The sequence below is a fragment of the Azoarcus sp. Soil_N_20 genome (assembly GCF_057656155.1).
In genome coordinates, this window is sequence record NZ_JBDGKX010000011.1 from 141,016 (window position 1) to 157,242 (window position 16,227).

The 16,227-nt window shown below is 68.3% G+C and carries 14 protein-coding genes and 1 tRNA gene; 4 read left to right on the forward strand and 11 right to left on the reverse strand.

Going from position 1 to position 16,227, the window contains the following annotated elements:
* Nucleotides 1-26: 26 nt before the first annotated feature.
* From AC3A35_RS20240 to AC3A35_RS20270, 7 genes are all read right to left on the reverse strand, one after another.
* Entirely contained in the window at nt 27-1,538 is a 1,512-nt protein-coding gene (locus tag AC3A35_RS20240; protein WP_487438108.1) for an extracellular catalytic domain type 1 short-chain-length polyhydroxyalkanoate depolymerase, read from the reverse strand.
* Nucleotides 1,539-1,675: 137 nt separating this feature from the next.
* The gene (gene cowN, locus AC3A35_RS20245) at nt 1,676-1,984 is read right to left on the reverse strand and encodes a N(2)-fixation sustaining protein CowN (RefSeq protein WP_487438109.1); all 309 of its coding nucleotides are present in this window, start codon (nt 1,982-1,984) and stop codon (nt 1,676-1,678) included.
* Nucleotides 1,985-2,067: 83 nt separating this feature from the next.
* Complete coding sequence (locus AC3A35_RS20250) at nt 2,068-2,271, reverse strand: hypothetical protein (RefSeq protein WP_487438110.1); 204 nt, start codon at nt 2,269-2,271, stop codon at nt 2,068-2,070.
* Between the two features lie 69 nt (nt 2,272-2,340).
* A complete protein-coding gene (locus AC3A35_RS20255; protein WP_487438111.1) occupies nt 2,341-3,543 on the reverse strand; it encodes an ABC transporter permease in 1,203 nt (400 codons plus the stop codon).
* Nucleotides 3,543-4,250, reverse strand: a complete 708-nt coding sequence (locus AC3A35_RS20260) for an ABC transporter ATP-binding protein (protein WP_487438112.1) — start codon at nt 4,248-4,250, stop codon at nt 3,543-3,545. Before AC3A35_RS20260 ends, AC3A35_RS20255 begins: the two co-directional genes overlap by 1 nt.
* Complete coding sequence (locus AC3A35_RS20265; protein WP_487438113.1) at nt 4,247-5,548, reverse strand: efflux RND transporter periplasmic adaptor subunit; 1,302 nt, start codon at nt 5,546-5,548, stop codon at nt 4,247-4,249. The genes AC3A35_RS20260 and AC3A35_RS20265 overlap by 4 nt, the downstream gene beginning before the upstream one ends.
* The gene (locus AC3A35_RS20270) at nt 5,545-7,020 is read right to left on the reverse strand and encodes an efflux transporter outer membrane subunit (RefSeq protein WP_487438114.1); all 1,476 of its coding nucleotides are present in this window, start codon (nt 7,018-7,020) and stop codon (nt 5,545-5,547) included. Before AC3A35_RS20270 ends, AC3A35_RS20265 begins: the two co-directional genes overlap by 4 nt.
* Nucleotides 7,021-7,349: 329 nt before the next feature.
* On the opposite strand from AC3A35_RS20270, the gene AC3A35_RS20275 reads away from it, so the two are divergent.
* The 3 genes from AC3A35_RS20275 (at nt 7,350) to AC3A35_RS20285 (ending at nt 10,764) form a co-directional block, all read left to right on the forward strand.
* Nucleotides 7,350-7,673 carry an antibiotic biosynthesis monooxygenase family protein gene (locus AC3A35_RS20275; RefSeq protein WP_487438115.1) on the forward strand — a complete coding sequence of 108 codons (324 nt, stop codon included), beginning with the start codon at nt 7,350-7,352 and terminating at the stop codon, nt 7,671-7,673.
* A 6-nt stretch (nt 7,674-7,679) separates the two neighbouring features.
* Entirely contained in the window at nt 7,680-10,538 is a 2,859-nt protein-coding gene (locus AC3A35_RS20280) for an NB-ARC domain-containing protein (protein ID WP_487438116.1), read from the forward strand.
* A 141-nt stretch (nt 10,539-10,679) separates the two neighbouring features.
* Nucleotides 10,680-10,764: transfer RNA gene (locus AC3A35_RS20285), tRNA-Leu, on the forward strand.
* Between the two features lie 146 nt (nt 10,765-10,910).
* Here the strand turns inward: AC3A35_RS20285 and AC3A35_RS20290 are convergent.
* Nucleotides 10,911-11,717, reverse strand: coding sequence for a DUF1223 domain-containing protein (locus AC3A35_RS20290; protein WP_487438117.1), 807 nt, complete (start codon nt 11,715-11,717; stop codon nt 10,911-10,913).
* Nucleotides 11,718-11,981: 264 nt separating this feature from the next.
* On the opposite strand from AC3A35_RS20290, the gene AC3A35_RS20295 reads away from it, so the two are divergent.
* Nucleotides 11,982-12,848 carry a hypothetical protein gene (locus tag AC3A35_RS20295; RefSeq protein ID WP_487438119.1) on the forward strand — a complete coding sequence of 289 codons (867 nt, stop codon included), beginning with the start codon at nt 11,982-11,984 and terminating at the stop codon, nt 12,846-12,848.
* 77 nt (nt 12,849-12,925) lie between these two features.
* On the opposite strand, the gene AC3A35_RS20300 is transcribed toward AC3A35_RS20295, so the two are convergent.
* The 3 genes from AC3A35_RS20300 to AC3A35_RS20310 form a co-directional block, all read right to left on the reverse strand.
* Entirely contained in the window at nt 12,926-13,888 is a 963-nt protein-coding gene (locus AC3A35_RS20300; RefSeq protein WP_487438120.1) for a PDR/VanB family oxidoreductase, read from the reverse strand.
* Nucleotides 13,885-14,907, reverse strand: a complete 1,023-nt coding sequence (locus AC3A35_RS20305; RefSeq protein ID WP_487438121.1) for an aromatic ring-hydroxylating dioxygenase subunit alpha — start codon at nt 14,905-14,907, stop codon at nt 13,885-13,887. The genes AC3A35_RS20300 and AC3A35_RS20305 overlap by 4 nt, the downstream gene beginning before the upstream one ends.
* Before the next feature lie 136 nt (nt 14,908-15,043).
* The gene (locus AC3A35_RS20310; protein ID WP_487438122.1) at nt 15,044-16,201 is read right to left on the reverse strand and encodes an ABC transporter substrate-binding protein; all 1,158 of its coding nucleotides are present in this window, start codon (nt 16,199-16,201) and stop codon (nt 15,044-15,046) included.
* Nucleotides 16,202-16,227: the final 26 nt, after the last annotated feature.

Sequence of the window (16,227 nt, forward strand, 5' to 3'; positions counted from 1 at the left end):
CCGCCGCCACGGCAGGGGCTGACGGCCTACACGTTGCGGCAGGCCGTCGGCGGGATTGCGAACCATTGCCCGGGCGCACCTTCGTACAAGGTGACCGGCCACCAGTAATCCCATGCAAAGCCGATATCCCGGCGGTCGCCGGTGGCGAGTGCGCGCAGGTTGAACCAGCCGCCCACGGCCGCGCGTCCGGCGGTGATATGAGCCGCCGGCGGGGCGCTGACTTCGGCGCAGCCCGGCGGCGGGCCCGGTTCGAACACGATGACGCCCCGGCTCGCCGTGGTGGTATTGCCGTCGCCGTCGGTGGCGCGATAGGTGCACGTGTATTGCCCGACGCGTGCGGTGTCGACCTCGCTGCAATCGGCCACGACCGGCACGCTGCCGTCCTCGGGGTCGGTGGCAGTCGCTCCGGGATCGGTGAACGCCTGGCCGACCTCGATGCGCACCGGATCGACGCCATTGAGGACGATGCGTGGCGCGCCGGCGGGCACGCTGCCGTCGCGCGCATGACGGGCGAAGAAGTCCCACGCGATGTCCGGATAGCTCGGCCCGCGGCGCATCGACCACCTGCCGTTGCTGCCCTCCTCGCCACCGATCCAGTAGTGACCGTGATCGGTATCGGTGGGATCCGGGGTGGCGATCGGGCCGTTGTAGAACACGGTTTCGACCACCGACCGGGTGTTGGCGGTGCCGTCGACGGTATAGAGCTCGTGCACGCAGCCATAGTCCTCGCCCAGCACCGGTGCGCACGGGCGTTGTGCGGCACGGGCGGCGGCCGGCGTGTCGTGCGGCGGCCGCCCGAACACCTTGAGGTGGGCGTCGCGCTGGTTGCGCCCGGCAGGCTGCACCACGGTGCAGTCGCGGTCATTGTGCAGGATCAGCAGCGGAATCACGTAGCCGTCATCGAGTTCGCCCAGCATGTCGCGCGTCACCTGGTCAACGCTGCGAAAGGTCGCGGATCCGGGGCAGCGGCCGGACAGCGATACGGAGGCGGCGGCCTCGCCGTAGGGCAGGCCGGATGCGCTCGCGGCGGCCGCCCAGTATTCGTTGTGGGTGGTGGCGGCGACCACCGCCATGGCGGCACCGGACGACAGGCCGGTGATGTAGCGACGCGCCGGATCGATCGCAAAACGGGTTTCGACCTCGCGCCCGATCTGATGCAGGTCTTCCGGTTCGCCGCTTCCTTCGTGGCGGTGCCCGTCGAACCAGAAGCCCCAGCAGTTGGTGTTGCGAAGTCCGTCATAGCTGGTGATGAACGGGGTAACGAGGATGAATCCGTAGCGCTCCGCCGCGGCCGTCAGACCCCAGTCGCGCAGCACATCGTCGTGGTTCTGCTGGCATCCGTGCAGGGCCATCACCATGGGGGCCGGCGCGCTCAAGCCGTCCGGAACATAGACCTTGTACTGGCGATCGCGCGATCCCGCGTACTGGCGCGACTCGAAGTTGAACGATTGGGTCGTGCCTGCGAATGCCGCAGCGCACGACAACAGTATTAACAAGGTCCCCGCAATAATGCGCCTGAAGCTGCGTCCTGCCTGCATCCGATGTGTCCCCCCAAGCCGTTGGCATGCGATCCCGCCTTCAGGATAGACCAATGCTTCGCCCCGGGGCAGTATTCCCACGCTTCCTCCGGGGCATGTTGCGGTGCCGAAGAAGATGCACGCGCTCCGGGCGCGGTTCAGAAGCACTCTTGCTCGAGTTGCTCCAGCAGTGCAACGGCGTCGCCGTGGCTCCGGCGCTCGCACAGGTCCCGGATCGGGTTCACGAAGCTCGCCAGCAGCAACAGGTCGTCGCACTGCACGCTGCGGGCGGCGCTGCGGCGCTCACGTAGCCGCGCGAGCAGGGCCCGTTCGTCGGGGTCGTCGGTGCGGAGCGCATCGAGCAGTTCCATTCTGCGGCGGGCATTACCGTCGCAGTCGATGCCCTTGAAGCTCACGTAGCGGTCAGGGCGGGTCGAACAGCTGCAGCGGGTGTTGTCTGGGTTCATGGCGGGCAGGCGAAAGACGGACGAAGGCCACATCATCGCCCGCGGGCGCGGCTTGTCCGTCGGGTGGACGACGAAAAATGCAATCAGTCCGGGGCGCCGGCGCCGCTGCGCCAGTGTTCGAGCAGGTCGAGACGGTACACCCGCAAGCCGTGGCGACCATGGCGTTCGAGGATGCCCTGGCGCGCCATTGCGCTGAGATGCGCCGACACCGTCTGCCGGGTGGTTTCGGCGAGAAAGCCGGCGACGCGGGCGCCGACGTCGCGCAGCGACAGGCTGTGCGAAGACATGATGGGGCCGATTATGCCCCGCCGCGAGGGGCCGGGGCATCATTGCGCGATCGCCGCGCCGGGACGCCCCTACTCGTGCCGCAGGGCGTCGATCGGATCCAGTTGCGCCGCCCGCCGCGCCGGGAAGTAACCGAAGATCACCCCGATTGCGGCCGAAAACAGGAAGGACAGCAGGTTGATCGAGGGGTCGAACAGGTAGGACACGTTCATCACCCCGGACAGCAGGACCGACGCCACCGCGGCGAGCACGATGCCGATCACCCCGCCCAGGCTGGAAAGCACCACCGCTTCGATCAGGAACTGCAGCAGCACCTCGCGCTCGAGCGCGCCGATCGCCAGCCGGATGCCGATCTCGCGTGTGCGCTCGGTGACCGACACCAGCATGATGTTCATGATGCCGATGCCGCCCACCAGCAGGCTCACCGCGGCCACCGCACCGAGCAGCATGGTGAGGATGCGGGTGGTGCCGGTCAGCGTTTCGGCGATCTGGCGGGTGTCCATCACGCGAAAGTCGTCTTCGTCGCTGTCACCGATCTTGCGCCGTTCGCGCAGCAGCAGTTCGAGCTGCTTCTTGACCGTGTCGATCGAGGCGCCGGGGCTCACCGACAGCATGATCATGCCCACGTCCTGGCTACCCTTGAGCCGTCGCTGCACGGTGCGCAAGGGCATGATCACCACGTCGTCCTGGTCCGAGCCCATCGCCGATTGTCCCTTGGGCTTGAGCTGGCCGATCACCTCGCAGGCAAACTGCTTGATGCGGATCTCGGCACCCACCGGGTTCTGCTGACCGAAGAGCTTGTCGCGCACGGTGTCGCCGATCACGCACACGGCCTTGCCGGCGCGCTCCTCGGCATCGGTAAACTCGCGCCCGGCGGCGATCTCCCAGTTGCCCGCAAGGAAGTAGTCGTTGCTTGTGCCGGTGACCGAGGTAGACCAGTTACGTGCCTGGTAGACCGCGGTTTCCGAACTGCTCGCCACCGGCGCGATCGCGGCGATGCCGCTGATCTGGTTGCGCACCGCTTCGACGTCGGCGACCTTGAAGTCGGGCGCGTCGTTCGACCCGGGGCCGAAGCGCTGGCCGGGGCGCACCATCAGCAGGTTGCTGCCCATGCTCGCGATCTGGTCGGATACCGAGCGCGTGGCGCCGTTGCCCAGTGTGACCATGGTGATCACCGCGGCCACGCCGATCACCACCCCCAGGATGGTGAGGAAGGAACGCATCAGGTTGCGGCGGATCGCACGCATTGCCAGGAGTAGGGTGTTCCACACCATCAGGCGTGCTCCTCGTTGCGGTGGTCGCTATCCACCCGGCCGTCGACGAAGCGCACCACTCGGCGAGCATAGGCGGCCATTTCGGGCTCGTGGGTGACCATCAGCACGGTAATGCCGCGCTCGCGGTTGAGCCCGGCAATCAGTTCCATGATCTCCTGGCTGTTATGGGTGTCAAGGTTGCCGGTGGGTTCGTCGGCGAGCAACACCTTAGGGTTGGTGACGATGGCGCGTGCGATCGCAACGCGCTGCTGCTGGCCGCCGGAAAGCTCGTTCGGGGCGTGATCCTCCCAGCCTTCGAGGCCCACCTGGCGCAGCGCCTCACGCGCCGCGGCGTGGCGCCGGGCGGCAGGTTCGCCTCGGTAGATCAGCGGGAGTTCGACGTTTTCCAGCGCGGTCGTGCGCGACAGCAGATTGAAGCCCTGGAACACGAATCCGAGAAAGTGCCGGCGCAGCAGTGCGCGCTGGTCGCGCGACATGCGCTCCACCCGCACGCCCTGGAACTCGTAGCCGCCGGCGGTGGGCGTGTCGAGACAGCCGAGGATGTTCATTGCAGTGGATTTCCCCGATCCGCTCGGCCCCATCACCGCCACGAACTCCCCCTGCGCAACCTCCAGATCGATGCCTTTCAGGGCCTGAAACGCGACCTGGCCGCGGCCATAGCTGCGGGTGATGCCGGTGAGCCGGATCAGCGGGGGTGCTTCGTTCATGGCTGGACGCCCGCCGTCTCGGTGATGACCTCCATGCCGGCCCGCAGCTCACCGCCGACGACCTCGGTCACGCGGCCGTTGCTCGCGCCGGTCTTTACTTGCAGCGCCACCGGTGCGCCGTCGCGCAGCACCCAGATGGGCTGGGTGCCGTCCTCGGCGGCGACCGGCGCCTGCACCTTGGGGGCACTAGCAGGCGGGCGCGGCATCAGCGACGCGATCACGCTGGTGCCCGACTTCTGCCCGACAGGTTCGGCCGGCGGGGTGAAGCGCAGTGCAGCGTTGGGGACCAGCAGCGCATCGTCGCGGGTAATGGTGGTGATTTCGGCGGTGGCGGTCATGCCCGGACGCAGGCTGAGGTCGTCGTTGGCGACCTGCAGCACCGCCGGGTAGGACACCACGCCGTCGTCATCGGTGGCGTTGTAGCCCACGCGAGTGATCACCGCCTCGAACCGTCGTCCAGGCCAGGCATCGACAGTGAAGGTGGCCTTCAGCCCGGCCTTGACCTGACCGACGTCGGCCTCATCCACCTCCACCTTGAGTTCCATCTTGGAGAGGTCCTCGGCCAGCGTAAACAGGGTGACCGTCTGCAAGGAAGCGGCCACGGTCTGCCCGGGGTCGACCGAGCGTTCCAGCACCACGCCGTCGATCGGCGAGCGGATGTGGGCTTTGGCCAGATTGGTTTCTTCGGTCTGCAGGCTCGCCTTCGCCTCCATGATGCTCGCACGGGCGCTCGCGGCGTTGGCTTCGGCACGTTTCAGTTCGGCTTCGGCGGCGTCCATCTCGGTCCTGGACGGTACCTTGCCGCCGGACAAACGCGCCACTTCGCGGTAGCGTTCGCGTTTGGCCCGGGTTTCCGCCACCGTGGCCAGCGCCTGCTGCAAGACGGCCTCAGTCACCGCCAGCGCCCCGCGCGATTTGGCCACCGCATCTTGGAGCTTGGACAGATCGAGCCGGGCCAGCTCCTGGCCCTTGGTGACCCGGTCGTCGTCGTCGACGAACACCGCGGCGATCGTGCCCGAGAGCTCGCTACCCACATCGACCTGATTGGTCGGCTCCAGGTTGCCGGTGGCCGACACCTTGACCACAAGGCTGCCGCTGCTTGCGGCCTCGGTCACGTAGCGCGGGGCCGTGGCCTCGCCGTTGCCGCGCACGATGAAAATGCCGGCTACGAGCAGCAGTACCACGGCCAGCGCGATCGGCCAGCGCCGCCGGCGCAGGAATCCACCGTGGGTGGCGAGGAGCTGGTCGAGAGCCGGCGCGGGAACACCCGCGGCGTCCTGTTTCGTTACGTCGTTCATGAGGCCGTCCTGGAAGTTTCGATCGGGTCCGTCGGCGACCAACCGCCGCCGAGGGCCTTGTAGAGCTGGATCTGGGCGGTGGCCAGCGCGCCGGTACTGCTCGCGAGCTCGTCTTCGAGCGTGAGCAGGGTGCGCTGGCTGTCGAGCACGGTGAGGAAATCGGTCAGGCCGCCGGCGTAGCGATGCTCGGCGATCTGCAGGGTTTCGCGGGCCGAGGTGGTCGCCTGCGCCAGTTGCGTACGCCGCTCACCGGCGTTGGCAACGGCGACCAGGGCGTTCTCCACCTCCTCGAGCGCGCCGAGCACTGCGCCGCGATAGCCCAGCAGGGCCTGTTCGAGCAGCGCATCCTGGATCTCGATATTGGCGCCGATGCGCCCGGAATCGAAGATCGGCGCGGTGATGCCGGCCAGTAACGAGTGCGCCACCGCGCCGCCATTGCCCAGCGCATCGAGCGCCAGCGCCTCCACTCCCAGCGAGCCGGACAGGCTGAAGCTGGGGTAACGAGCCGCCTCGGCCTCGCCCACGCGCGCGGTCTGCGCCGCCAACTCGCGTTCGGCGCCGCGCACGTCCGGACGCTGGCGCAAGGTGTCGGCGGGAATGCCCACCGCCGCGGCACGGCCCGCCAGCGGAACCGCCCCGCTTGCCGCCAGACGGGCCTGCAACGCTCCGGGCGCGCGCCCCAGCAACACCGCAAGCCGGTTGTGCGCCTCGACCATCGTGGTGCGCAGCGCCGGCAGCGCGGCCTGCGCGCTTTCCAGCTCGGTGCGCGCCTGGGCCTCGTCGAGCGTCGATACCAGCCCGGCCTGCACCCGCCAGCGGGTCAGATCATGGGTTTCGCCGAGCGCCGCCACGCTGCCCTCGGCCACCGCCAGACGCCGCTCGGCGGTGCGCAGTTCGACGTAGTTGAGCACCACCTCGGCTACCAGCGACACCTGGGTATCGCGCAGGCTCTCTGCGCTCGCGCCCAGATCGGCTTCGGCCGCCTCCACGCCACGCCGCAGCCCACCGAAGATGTCCGGTTCCCAGCTTGCGTCGAAGCCTGCACTGTACAGCTCGCTCGTGGACGCGGTACCGCTCTCTGCGCTCGACCGGCTGCGCCCCGCCGAACCCGACACGCTCACCGTCGGCCCCAGCTGCGCACCGGCCAGCCCGCGCCGCGCCCGCGCCTCGCGCAACTGCGCCCGCGCCGTGGCCAGGTCGAGGTTGGCCGCCAGCGCATCGGCCACCAGGGCGTCGAGCACCGAATCGTCGAACTGGCGCCACCATTCGCCCAGCACCGCCGCATTCGGCGTGCGCGTGTCGGCCGCAGCGGTCCATCGCGCCGGCACATCGGTATGCGGTACGCGATAGTCGGGGCCCACGGTCATGCAGCCGGACAGGGTGAGCGCCGCAGCCAGCGCCAGGGCGAGGGCCCGACGCTTGTGGGCAGGCAAACGGAGAGGGGCGGGCCGCGGCCCGGTATCAGCTTTCATACGCGTTCTCGTTATTGGCAACCCGCCAGGCCCGGCGCGCTCGCGGAGCTCGGACCGGCAGTGAGGGTTTGTTCGTAGAGGCATGGTACTGCCCGGACCCTACCCGGAATGTGTAGCAATGTAGTGGTCATGTAGCGGCAATGTAGCGCCGTCCGGCAGTGGCCCCGGCCAGCGGCCCGGGGTATCGGGCCGGGCCGTGCATCTTCGCCCGCCGACGACCTCCCGCTATCGGCCCGGACTCGTCCCCCGGCGGCAGAGGCCTTACATGTGGTCTACGATGATCACAGGGTAGCTGCCTCCGCTGACATTCCCGAGCCAAGGAGAAGATCATGGTGGTCGTGGTATTCCGCACCCGGCTGAAGGCCGGAATCGACGAGCAGGCGCTGACCGCGATGGGCGAACGGATGTATGAAGTCGCCTCCGGCATGCCCGGATTCAGGTCCTACAAGGATTTCGCCGCGGCCGATGGCGAGAGCGTCTCCATCGTCGAATTCGAATCCCTGGAAACGCTGATCGCGTGGCGCAACCACCCCGAGCACGTCGCGGTCCAGGAACAGGGCCGGGCGGTGTTCTTCTCCGACTACCAGGTCCAGGTGTGCGCACCGATCCGCAGCTACCGCTTTGCCGACGGCGTGCGCCAGGAATCGAGCTGATCAGGCATGGGCGCGAACCAGCCCCTGCATCTGAAGATCTTCATCTCTTCGCCCGGTGACGTGGGCGAAGAGCGCCAGCGTGCACGCGCGGTCATCGACGCCCTGCCCCGCACCCCGGCCTATCGCGGCAAGATCACCACCGAAGCGATCGCCTACGACGATCCCGATGCGCCATCGCCGATGCCGGCGGGGATCAACCCGCAGGTCGCAGTGGATCGCTACAAGGGCCCCGCGGGGGAGTGCGACCTGACCGTGGTGCTGCTGTGGAGTCGGCTGGGCACCCCGGTGTCGGCCGCGATCGTGCGCAGCGACGGCAGTCGCTACGAATCCGGCACCGTGTCGGAATACGAGAACGCCCTCGCCGCCGGCAAGGAGGTGTGGCTGTTCCGGCGCACCGAGAAGCCGCGCATCGATGTCGATCTCGACGACCGCGGGATCGCCGAATGCAAGGCCCAGTACCGGGCCGTCGGGGCCTTTCTCGAACGGCTGCAGAATCCCGACGGGTCTGCCGCCGGCGGCCGCCACGACTACGCCACCCCGGAGGAATTCGAAGACCTGTTCCGCAAGCTGCTGGAGTCCTACTTCACCGCCCGCCTCGACCGACTGCATGCGGCGCCGGAAGCGCCCGCCAGAGCGCAGCCCACCGCCGGCAAGCCGCCACCCTTCCTGGTGCCGGACCATCATCGCGACCACGACATCGTCGGCCGCGAGGATCTGGTCCGCGAGCTGCGCGAACGTATCCTGGGCGGCAAGAGCCAGAGCCTGGTGTTCCTGCCCGGGGTCGGCAAGACCGCGGTCGCGCAGGAACTGCTGCTCGACCGCCGCGCCATCCTGGAGCATTTTGACGGCGTGCTGTGGGCCGATCTCGGGCGCCAGCCCCAGGTCGGCGAACAACTGCGGCGCTGGGCCTCGGCGCTGCAGATCGCCGACGAACGCAAGCTCAGCCTGGCCAGCATCGACGACTGGAAAACCACGGTAAAGGATGCGATCGGCACCCGCCGCATGCTGGTGGTGCTCGACGACGTGTGGCAGAAGAAGGCCGCGCGGGAGTTCATGCAGCTCGTCCCCAACGGCGTGTTCATCATTACCACCCGCCTCAAGGACATCGGCAACATGCTCGGTGACCCGGAACTGGTGCCGGAACTCGACCCCGCCACCGGCCTTCGCCTGCTCACCGACATCGCCCCCAAAGCGGTGGCCTTCGACCCCGAGGGTGCCAGCAACCTGGTGGGCGCGGTCTATGGCCTGCCGCTGGCCCTGGTCCTGATCGGAAAATATTTGCGCCGCGAATCCGGCGACGGCGATCCCGACCGCATTGCCAGCGCCTTCCAGACCGTCGCCGAGGCCGGTCACCGGCTGGAGATCAATCCGAGCGCGGAAGACGGCTCGCGCTCGCTGGCCGAGATCATCGACATCAGCTTCACCGCCCTGCATTCCGACGAGGCCCGGAGGGCGCTGCTCGCACTGTCCATCTTCCGCCCCAAACCCAACACTTTCTCCAAGGACATCGCCCTCGAGGTCGCCAACGCTCCACCCGCGGTGCTCTACGACCTGAGCGACATCGGCGTGATCGAGCATTACGGCCACGGCGAATACACCATGCACCGGGTGATCGCCGAGTACGCGCGCACCAAGCTGCCGCTGACCGAATCGCAGGCCTTGCACCACAAGGCGCTCGACTACTATTCGCGCAAACTGCAGCAGGACATCGACGACAACCCGGTGGCCTACCTCGGCTGGTACCGCTACGAGCAGACCGATTGGCAAGCCACCAAGGACGCCTGGCTCTACCACCTGGCCCATGCCGGCAACGCGGTCACCGGCGTGCTGGCCTTCCTGCGGGTCTATTTCGATGCGTTCTGGTGGTGGGGCTACTACCAGCGCTTCCCCTTCTGCGAGCGCCTGCTGCTCGAATGGCGCCAGCGCCGCAGCGTCGATCCGCGGGTCAAACAGGGTCTCGAGCTGGTCGCGGCGTTCCAGGAAGCCTATCCCGAAGGCTACGAGAAGGCGGCCAGGGGGAACTGGCCGGAGGTCGAGCGCACCCTTTCCAGAATCCGCCAGAGCCTCGGGCTGGAGGGCGAGGCCGCGAACATCCGTGACGAAGACACCCGCCGGGTGCGCGGCTTCACCGACTTTCTGCTCGCCGAGGCCCACGGTTACGGCCGCAACGACCGCGACGGCGCGCTCCGCCGCTACACCGCCGCCCACGACCTGTTCCAGCGCGATGGCGACCTCTGGGTGGCGGCGTGGATCTGGTTCTACGTCGGCCAGTTCCTGCTCGACCAGGGCGAGCCCGCGGCGGCCGGCGATTATGCCCGGCGCGCGCTGCAGGAGGCCGGCAGCGCGGCGGGCGGCGAGCACGCCCCGCTCGCGGAACGCGACCCGGAACTGCTCGCCAACAACTTCCGTCTGCTGGGCGACGTCGCCCTGGCCGCCGGCGAGCTGGCCGCGGCGCGCCGGTATTACTGCCGGGCCGCATTCTATGCCTACGCCTTCCAGGCCATCCCGGAGCCGGCCGACAGTTACACCATGGCCTTCTATCGCGAAATCACCGGCCGCATCGCCACCCGCGCCGGCGCGCTCGCCGCGGCCGATGCCGACCGCGGCCGCGCGCTGTGCCAAGGCATCCAGGACTACTGGCAGCCCTACTGGGTCCGCCATCCGCGCCCGGCCACCGACGCGCTGCATGCCGCCCTCGCCGCGGGCGAGCCGACCGCCCTCGCCACGGTGATCTTCCCGCCCGCGCTGGCCGGCGACATTCTCGCCGGCGCCGCCGACTACGCGCGCGAGGTCGAAGCGATCATCGCCCCCCTGGAGGCCACCCTCGACACCGCCGCCGAACGGTCCGGCCAACCGACACCATAAAGCGCCCGCAACGACAGCGGGAACCGTCGCGCTTGACCGCGACCACCCCATCGCGTCTATAATCCGCGCCCTTCGCCTCCTCGGCACGTCGCTGACGCGCCCCGCCCGACGCAATGTCGGCGGGATCCGGGGGAAGCAGGAGCCCTGGTGGTGAAATTGGTAGACACGCTATCTTGAGGGGGTAGTGGCGCAAGCCGTGCGAGTTCGAGTCTCGCCCAGGGCACCATGAGGAAGTCCCAAACAAGGCGGACGACCGGCACGTCTTTTGCGGCCACGCCGCATGGACCTCGGGTCCGGCGATGCCGACGGCTTGCCGTTTCTCGCGACACTGCCGGTCAGGACGGGCCGTAACCGTACGCTTCCGCCCGGCGCTCAGCGCACGGCCGCCATGCATCCCGGCAGCGCAAGCGCCTGCAACACCTCACCGCTTTGCAGGTCCTCCACGAAGGTGGCGACGCCGAGGTTTGCGCCGTTCCAGTCCGGCTCCAGAGCGATGGTTTCGCGCACACGCTGCGGTTCACTGCCGGAAACCAGCGTCAGCGGCGACCAGCGCCGCACCACACGATCGTGATGCAGCGTGACGCCGCTGTTTTCACCCCGACGGACTGCCGACACCAGCCGATCCTCGTACACCACGACCACGCCCTGCAGCTGCGATCCGGAATCTTCCGCCGGCGCCAGCGCGAAGCGGGCCTCGATCGTGGCCTCGCGCCCGGCGAGCCGCTGCACGCTGACCGTGATGTCGGCGCGCGCGGGCTGCCGGTTGATCTCCTGCACCCGGCGCGCGAACGTGGCCGGTTCCCCCCAGCCCCGCAGCTCGCGCTGGGCGACGAACACTTCCGGGGTGTAGATCGTCCGGGTGCGGGCGAGACTGGCCAGGCGCCGTTGTCGGCCGCTGAACTGCGCCTGCGCATACGGGTCCTGCCAGCCGATGTAGTCCCAGTAATCGACGTGCAGGGCGAGCGCCACCACCTGGTCGGTGGAATAGCGGCCCGGGAGCGCACTCAGCCAGCGATCGGCCGGCGGGCAACTGCTGCAGCCCTCGGACGTGTACAACTCCACCAGCGCTACCGTATGTGCGGGGCTGCTGCGCGTGCACGGCATTTCGGCGTGCGCAGACGGTCCCGCCAGGCAGCTTGCCGATATCAGCGCAAGCCTCGCCAGGATCTGCCAGTACATGGAGCGCTCCCGTTGCCTCGATACGTGTTGGTCGGGCGTGCGAGCCGAAAATTACACCAGGTGCTTCGATCGACGCCGACATCGCCCGCGATGCGCAGATCATCATCGCGCTTACGGGGCGGTCGGCGCGGTCACTGCCCGCGGTCATGCACCCGCGCCGGCCATGCGAAACGAATGCTTACAAGACACTCGGATCACACTCGGGACATCCGTCCTAAGCTGAATATCCAATCCGGTTGAAACGCAGCAGGAAGGAGTCCGCCGATGTATTTCCCCTCTCGTTGCTCCACCGTTCCACCGGAAAATGGATCGTCGTGGCGGCAGTTCCCGGCCGGCAAATTCGTACTTGTGCTGCACTTCATTGCCGCGCTTCTGTTCCTGCTGCCCGCGCTCGCCGGGGCCGCCCCGATGTATCACTACACCTATACCGGGAATCCGTTCGGCAGCGGAAACCCCGGCTTCTATCGCGGCCCGTACACCGCAGAGGATTTCATCTTCGCCGAGATCACCACACCCACCCCGCTTGTCGCCGGCGATCACAACCAGATGGGCACCCCCGGCCTCGGCTTCCTGATGGGGGACGGCGACCATACCCTGGTGTACCAGACAACCTTCGAACCGTACTACGAGCTGCTGCCGCAGGAGTTCATCGACGAATGGATGTCGGCGCCCACCGAGGACGTCTACCTCTCTTATCCGTATTTCCCTTACATACGGATCAGCTCGCCCATCTCCTACGAAGGGCAAATCTTCATCCATGAACTGGATGCCTTCGGTCTTCCGACGGCGTGGTACATCCATCTCGGCGTCCATGAGCAGGAAGACTTTCGCACTTTCCGCGGTGCGACCATCAGCTCGAGAAGCGGCGTGGCGGGCTACGAGGACGTGGACATCACCGATCGGGGAGACAGCTTCAGCGGATGGGGCTACGACCACGGCTCGATCTATTTCAATCCGGGTTCCTGGCAGCTGACGGTGTCGGAGGTCATGCAGGTGCCGGAACCGCCCACTGTTGCGCTGCTGCTCCTTGCCCTCGGGGTCCTCGCGGGGATGGGCGGGGCGAAAGCGATCCTCGGTCGCGCCCCACGCCAGCGCCTGCCAGGACAGCGGCCGCTGCCGTCAGGTCGATAGGGGCTGGTCGGCAGTCGAACGCGAGCGTTACACCGGATCGTCGGGGATCGCCTGCGCCTGGCGGTGACACCGCCGGCTCAGAGATCCAGTTCGATCGACGCCGACCTGGCACGCGATACGCAGATCATCATCGAGCTGCCGGCACTGCGCTCCGCGCCCGACAGCACGAAGTCGCGATGCTCCACTTCGCCGGCGCAGACGGTGGTCTCGCAGGTGCGGCACAAGCCCTCGCGGCAGGCGCACGGCACCATGATGCCGTGGTCCTCGAGGGTGTCGAGGATGCTGCGGTCGGCGGCGACGTCCAGCGTAATGCCCTGGCGCCGGAGCAGCACGCGAAACGGCTTCGCCCCGGACGATACGGCCGCCGGCGCCACTGGCGCCGAGAACCACTCGAAATGCACGCTGCCCGCGGGCCAGTCGGCCGCCGCCGCACTCACCGCGCGCATCAGCCCGTCGGGACCGCAGCAATACACTTGCTCACCGTCCACCGGCGCGGCCAGGGCGGCGACCAGGTCGGGGCCGCCAGGCGGGGCTTCGTCGTCGGTGTGGTAGCGCACGCGGTCGGGCCATTGCACCAGCACCTCGTGAAAGGCGGCGCGCTGGCGGCTGCGGATGCAGTACAACAGCGACCAGTCCGCGCCCTGGGCCTCGCACTGCCGGATCATCGCCAGCAGCGGGGTGATGCCGATGCCGCCGGCGATGAAGCGGTGGCGGCGCGCACCCTCGACCATCGGGAAGTTGTTGCGCACCGCGCCGATCTCGAGGGTGTCGCCCACGCGCAGCGACTCGTGGAGGTAGCGCGAACCGCCACGGCTGTCCACCGCACGGCCGACGCCGATCACGTAGCGGTCGCGCTCGCGGCTGTCGTTGCACAGCGAGTAGTGCCGGATCAGGCCGTTGGGCAGGGCGATCTCGAGATGGGCGCCGGGGGCGAAGACGGGTAAAGCCCGCTCGTCGAGACTGCGCAGCTCCAGCGTGACCACGTCGCGCGCCTCGGCCACGCGCTCGGCGATGCGGACCCGCAGCGGCCCCGCCGTCATGCTGCCTGCTCCGCGCCGATGCGCTTGTTCATGACCCAGCGGAAGTGCGACAGCGCCGCATCCACGCCCAGCGGGATCATCCTGAAGCCGGGATCGAAGGCGAGCATCTGCGTCTGCCCGCCGATGATGCGGCGATCCTCCTCGAAAGCCTCGATCAGGATCTGGTGGATCTGACGCGTCACTTCCGGATCCTCGATACCGAAATTGTGCGGCTGGGCAAAGAAGTAGTGGGTGGTGTCCGCGGTCTCCGGGGTGATCGCCTGACAGCTGCGGAACTGCAGCGCACCCTCGCGGCTGCCACTGGCGCCGCCACGGCCCACCGGCACGCTGCCCGACTCCATCAGCAGGATGCCCGGCACCAGGAAATCATAGTTGTTCCAGCGATCCACCCGCTTCCAGTCCGGGCGCAGCTTCTTCACGAAGGGCGCGGGTTCGTCGTCGTCGAGGCCGCGGGTGATCCGCACCCCGTTGTCGAGGCGCTCGATGCGCGGCTGCGAGCGCGCATAGGCCACCGAGCCGCCGACCGTCTCCGGATGGACGAAGGACAGATGCGAGAAGTCGCACAGATTGTCGGCCACCTGCAGGTAGTTGGCCTGGTGCCGCATATAGCCCGACAGGCTGCGCCATTCGGGGTCGTCCAGCCAGTGGGTGTCGGGCAGCAGGGATTCGTCGGCCAGCGCCGGATCGCCCATCCAGATCCAGATCCAGCGCGAACGCTCGACCACCGGATAGGCACGCACCCTGGCTTGCGGCGGAATCATCTCCTGCATCGGGATGTCGACGCAGCGCCCGCTCGGATCGAACTTCATGCCGTGGTACATGCAGCGCACACAGTCGCCCTCGCGCCGGCCCAGGGACAGCGGCGCGGCGCGGTGGCAGCAACGGTTGTCGAGCGCCACCACGCGGCCGGCGGTGTCGCGGTAAAGCAGGATGGGGGTGTCGAGCAGGGTGCGGGCGAAGAGTTCGTCCTTGACCTCGTCGCTCCACGCGGCGACGTACCAGCAATTGTTCACGAACATGAGTGGCTCCTTGAGCAGTTTCGGGGGAAGACAGGCGCACCCCGCCCGCCCGGCGCCGGAGAACGGCGCCGCGATGCAGGACACATCGGGGATTGGGTGCGTACGGGCGGGGGCGGGAGCGCCCCCGCCGGGCGGATCAGTCGCCGCCGAGGTAGTGCCAGGCGCCCTGGCGGATCTCGACCAGCGCCACCGCGCGCTGGTCGTAACCGACGTGATCGGCGGGCGACAGATTCATCACCCCCTGGCTGGTGACCAGTTCGCGGGTCGCCTCCAGGCCGTCGCGCAGTGCGGCGCGGAACGCTGCGCTGCCCGGCTTTTCCCTGGCCAGCGCCTGCTTCAGGCCAGACCCCAGCAACAGGCCGGTATCCCACACGTTGGCGGCGAAGATCGACATCGAGCCCGCGCCGTGGACCTTCTCGTAACGCGCGGTCACGGCAGTGGCCACCGCCCGCACCGGGTTGGACGGGGCCAGCTGGTCCGCCACCAGCGCCGGCCCGACCGCGAACACCGCGCCCTCGGCATCGCGCCCGGCGATGCGCAGGAAGTCGCGGTTGGCGATGCCGTAGGTCTGGTAGATACGGCCCTTGTAGCCGCGCTCGACCAGGGTCTTCTGCGGCAGCGCAGCCGGCGTGCCGGAACCGGCGATCAGCACCGCATCGGGCTTGCCGGTCAGGAGCTTCAACACCTGGGACAGCACGCTGGTATCGGATTGGCCGTAGCGCTCGACGCTGGTCAGCCGGATGCCATGCGTCGCGGCCTGAGTGCGCACCTGGTCGAGCCAGCCCTCGCCGAAGGCGTTGGTGAAGCCGATGAAGCCCAGGCTCTTGACCCCGGACGCCTTCATGTGGGCCAGCGTGGCTTCCACCATCAGGGCCTCGTTCTGTACCGCCTTGAACGACCAGCGCCGGGTCTCGTCCTGCGGCAACACGATAGCCGCGCCGCTGCCCAGGCTCATCAGCGGCACCCCGGCGCGCGCGGCCGGTTCCACCATCGACAGCGTGGACGGCGTGGTGGAGGAGCCGATCACCACGTCGACCTGGTGCTCCTCGACCAGCTTGCGGAAGTTCTTCACCGCCAGCGTGGGGTCGGAGCCGTCGTCGAGCACGGTGTAGTCGATGCGGGTGCCGTCGATCTCGCGCGGCAGCAGATCGACCATCTTGCGCGCCGGCGCGCCGAGCGAGGCAGCGGGGCCGGTCAGGGACAGGGTCACGCCCACATTGACCTGGGCCAGCGCGGGACAGGCGAATGCAAGCAGGAACAGCAACAGACTGCGGGGGGCAAGGCGAATGCTCATTATCGTCTCCATCGTTGTCGGTACCG

Excerpts from the sequence above, each read along its gene's own strand:
- AC3A35_RS20255 (WP_487438111.1), bottom strand. The coding sequence starts at position 3,543 with ATGGTGTGGAACACCCTACTCCTGGCAATGCGTGCGATCCGCCGCAAC.
- AC3A35_RS20280 (WP_487438116.1), top strand. The coding sequence starts at position 7,680 with ATGGGCGCGAACCAGCCCCTGCATCTGAAGATCTTCATCTCTTCGCCC.
- AC3A35_RS20260 (WP_487438112.1), bottom strand. The coding sequence starts at position 4,250 with ATGAACGAAGCACCCCCGCTGATCCGGCTCACCGGCATCACCCGCAGC.
- AC3A35_RS20270 (WP_487438114.1), bottom strand. The coding sequence starts at position 7,020 with ATGAAAGCTGATACCGGGCCGCGGCCCGCCCCTCTCCGTTTGCCTGCC.
- AC3A35_RS20295 (WP_487438119.1), top strand. The coding sequence starts at position 11,982 with ATGTATTTCCCCTCTCGTTGCTCCACCGTTCCACCGGAAAATGGATCG.
- cowN (WP_487438109.1), bottom strand. The coding sequence starts at position 1,984 with ATGAACCCAGACAACACCCGCTGCAGCTGTTCGACCCGCCCTGACCGC.
- AC3A35_RS20275 (WP_487438115.1), top strand. The coding sequence starts at position 7,350 with ATGGTGGTCGTGGTATTCCGCACCCGGCTGAAGGCCGGAATCGACGAG.
- AC3A35_RS20310 (WP_487438122.1), bottom strand. The coding sequence starts at position 16,201 with ATGAGCATTCGCCTTGCCCCCCGCAGTCTGTTGCTGTTCCTGCTTGCA.
- AC3A35_RS20305 (WP_487438121.1), bottom strand. The coding sequence starts at position 14,907 with ATGTTCGTGAACAATTGCTGGTACGTCGCCGCGTGGAGCGACGAGGTC.
- AC3A35_RS20265 (WP_487438113.1), bottom strand. The coding sequence starts at position 5,548 with ATGAACGACGTAACGAAACAGGACGCCGCGGGTGTTCCCGCGCCGGCT.
- AC3A35_RS20240 (WP_487438108.1), bottom strand. The coding sequence starts at position 1,538 with ATGCAGGCAGGACGCAGCTTCAGGCGCATTATTGCGGGGACCTTGTTA.
- AC3A35_RS20300 (WP_487438120.1), bottom strand. The coding sequence starts at position 13,888 with ATGACGGCGGGGCCGCTGCGGGTCCGCATCGCCGAGCGCGTGGCCGAG.
- AC3A35_RS20250 (WP_487438110.1), bottom strand. The coding sequence starts at position 2,271 with ATGTCTTCGCACAGCCTGTCGCTGCGCGACGTCGGCGCCCGCGTCGCC.
- AC3A35_RS20290 (WP_487438117.1), bottom strand. The coding sequence starts at position 11,717 with ATGTACTGGCAGATCCTGGCGAGGCTTGCGCTGATATCGGCAAGCTGC.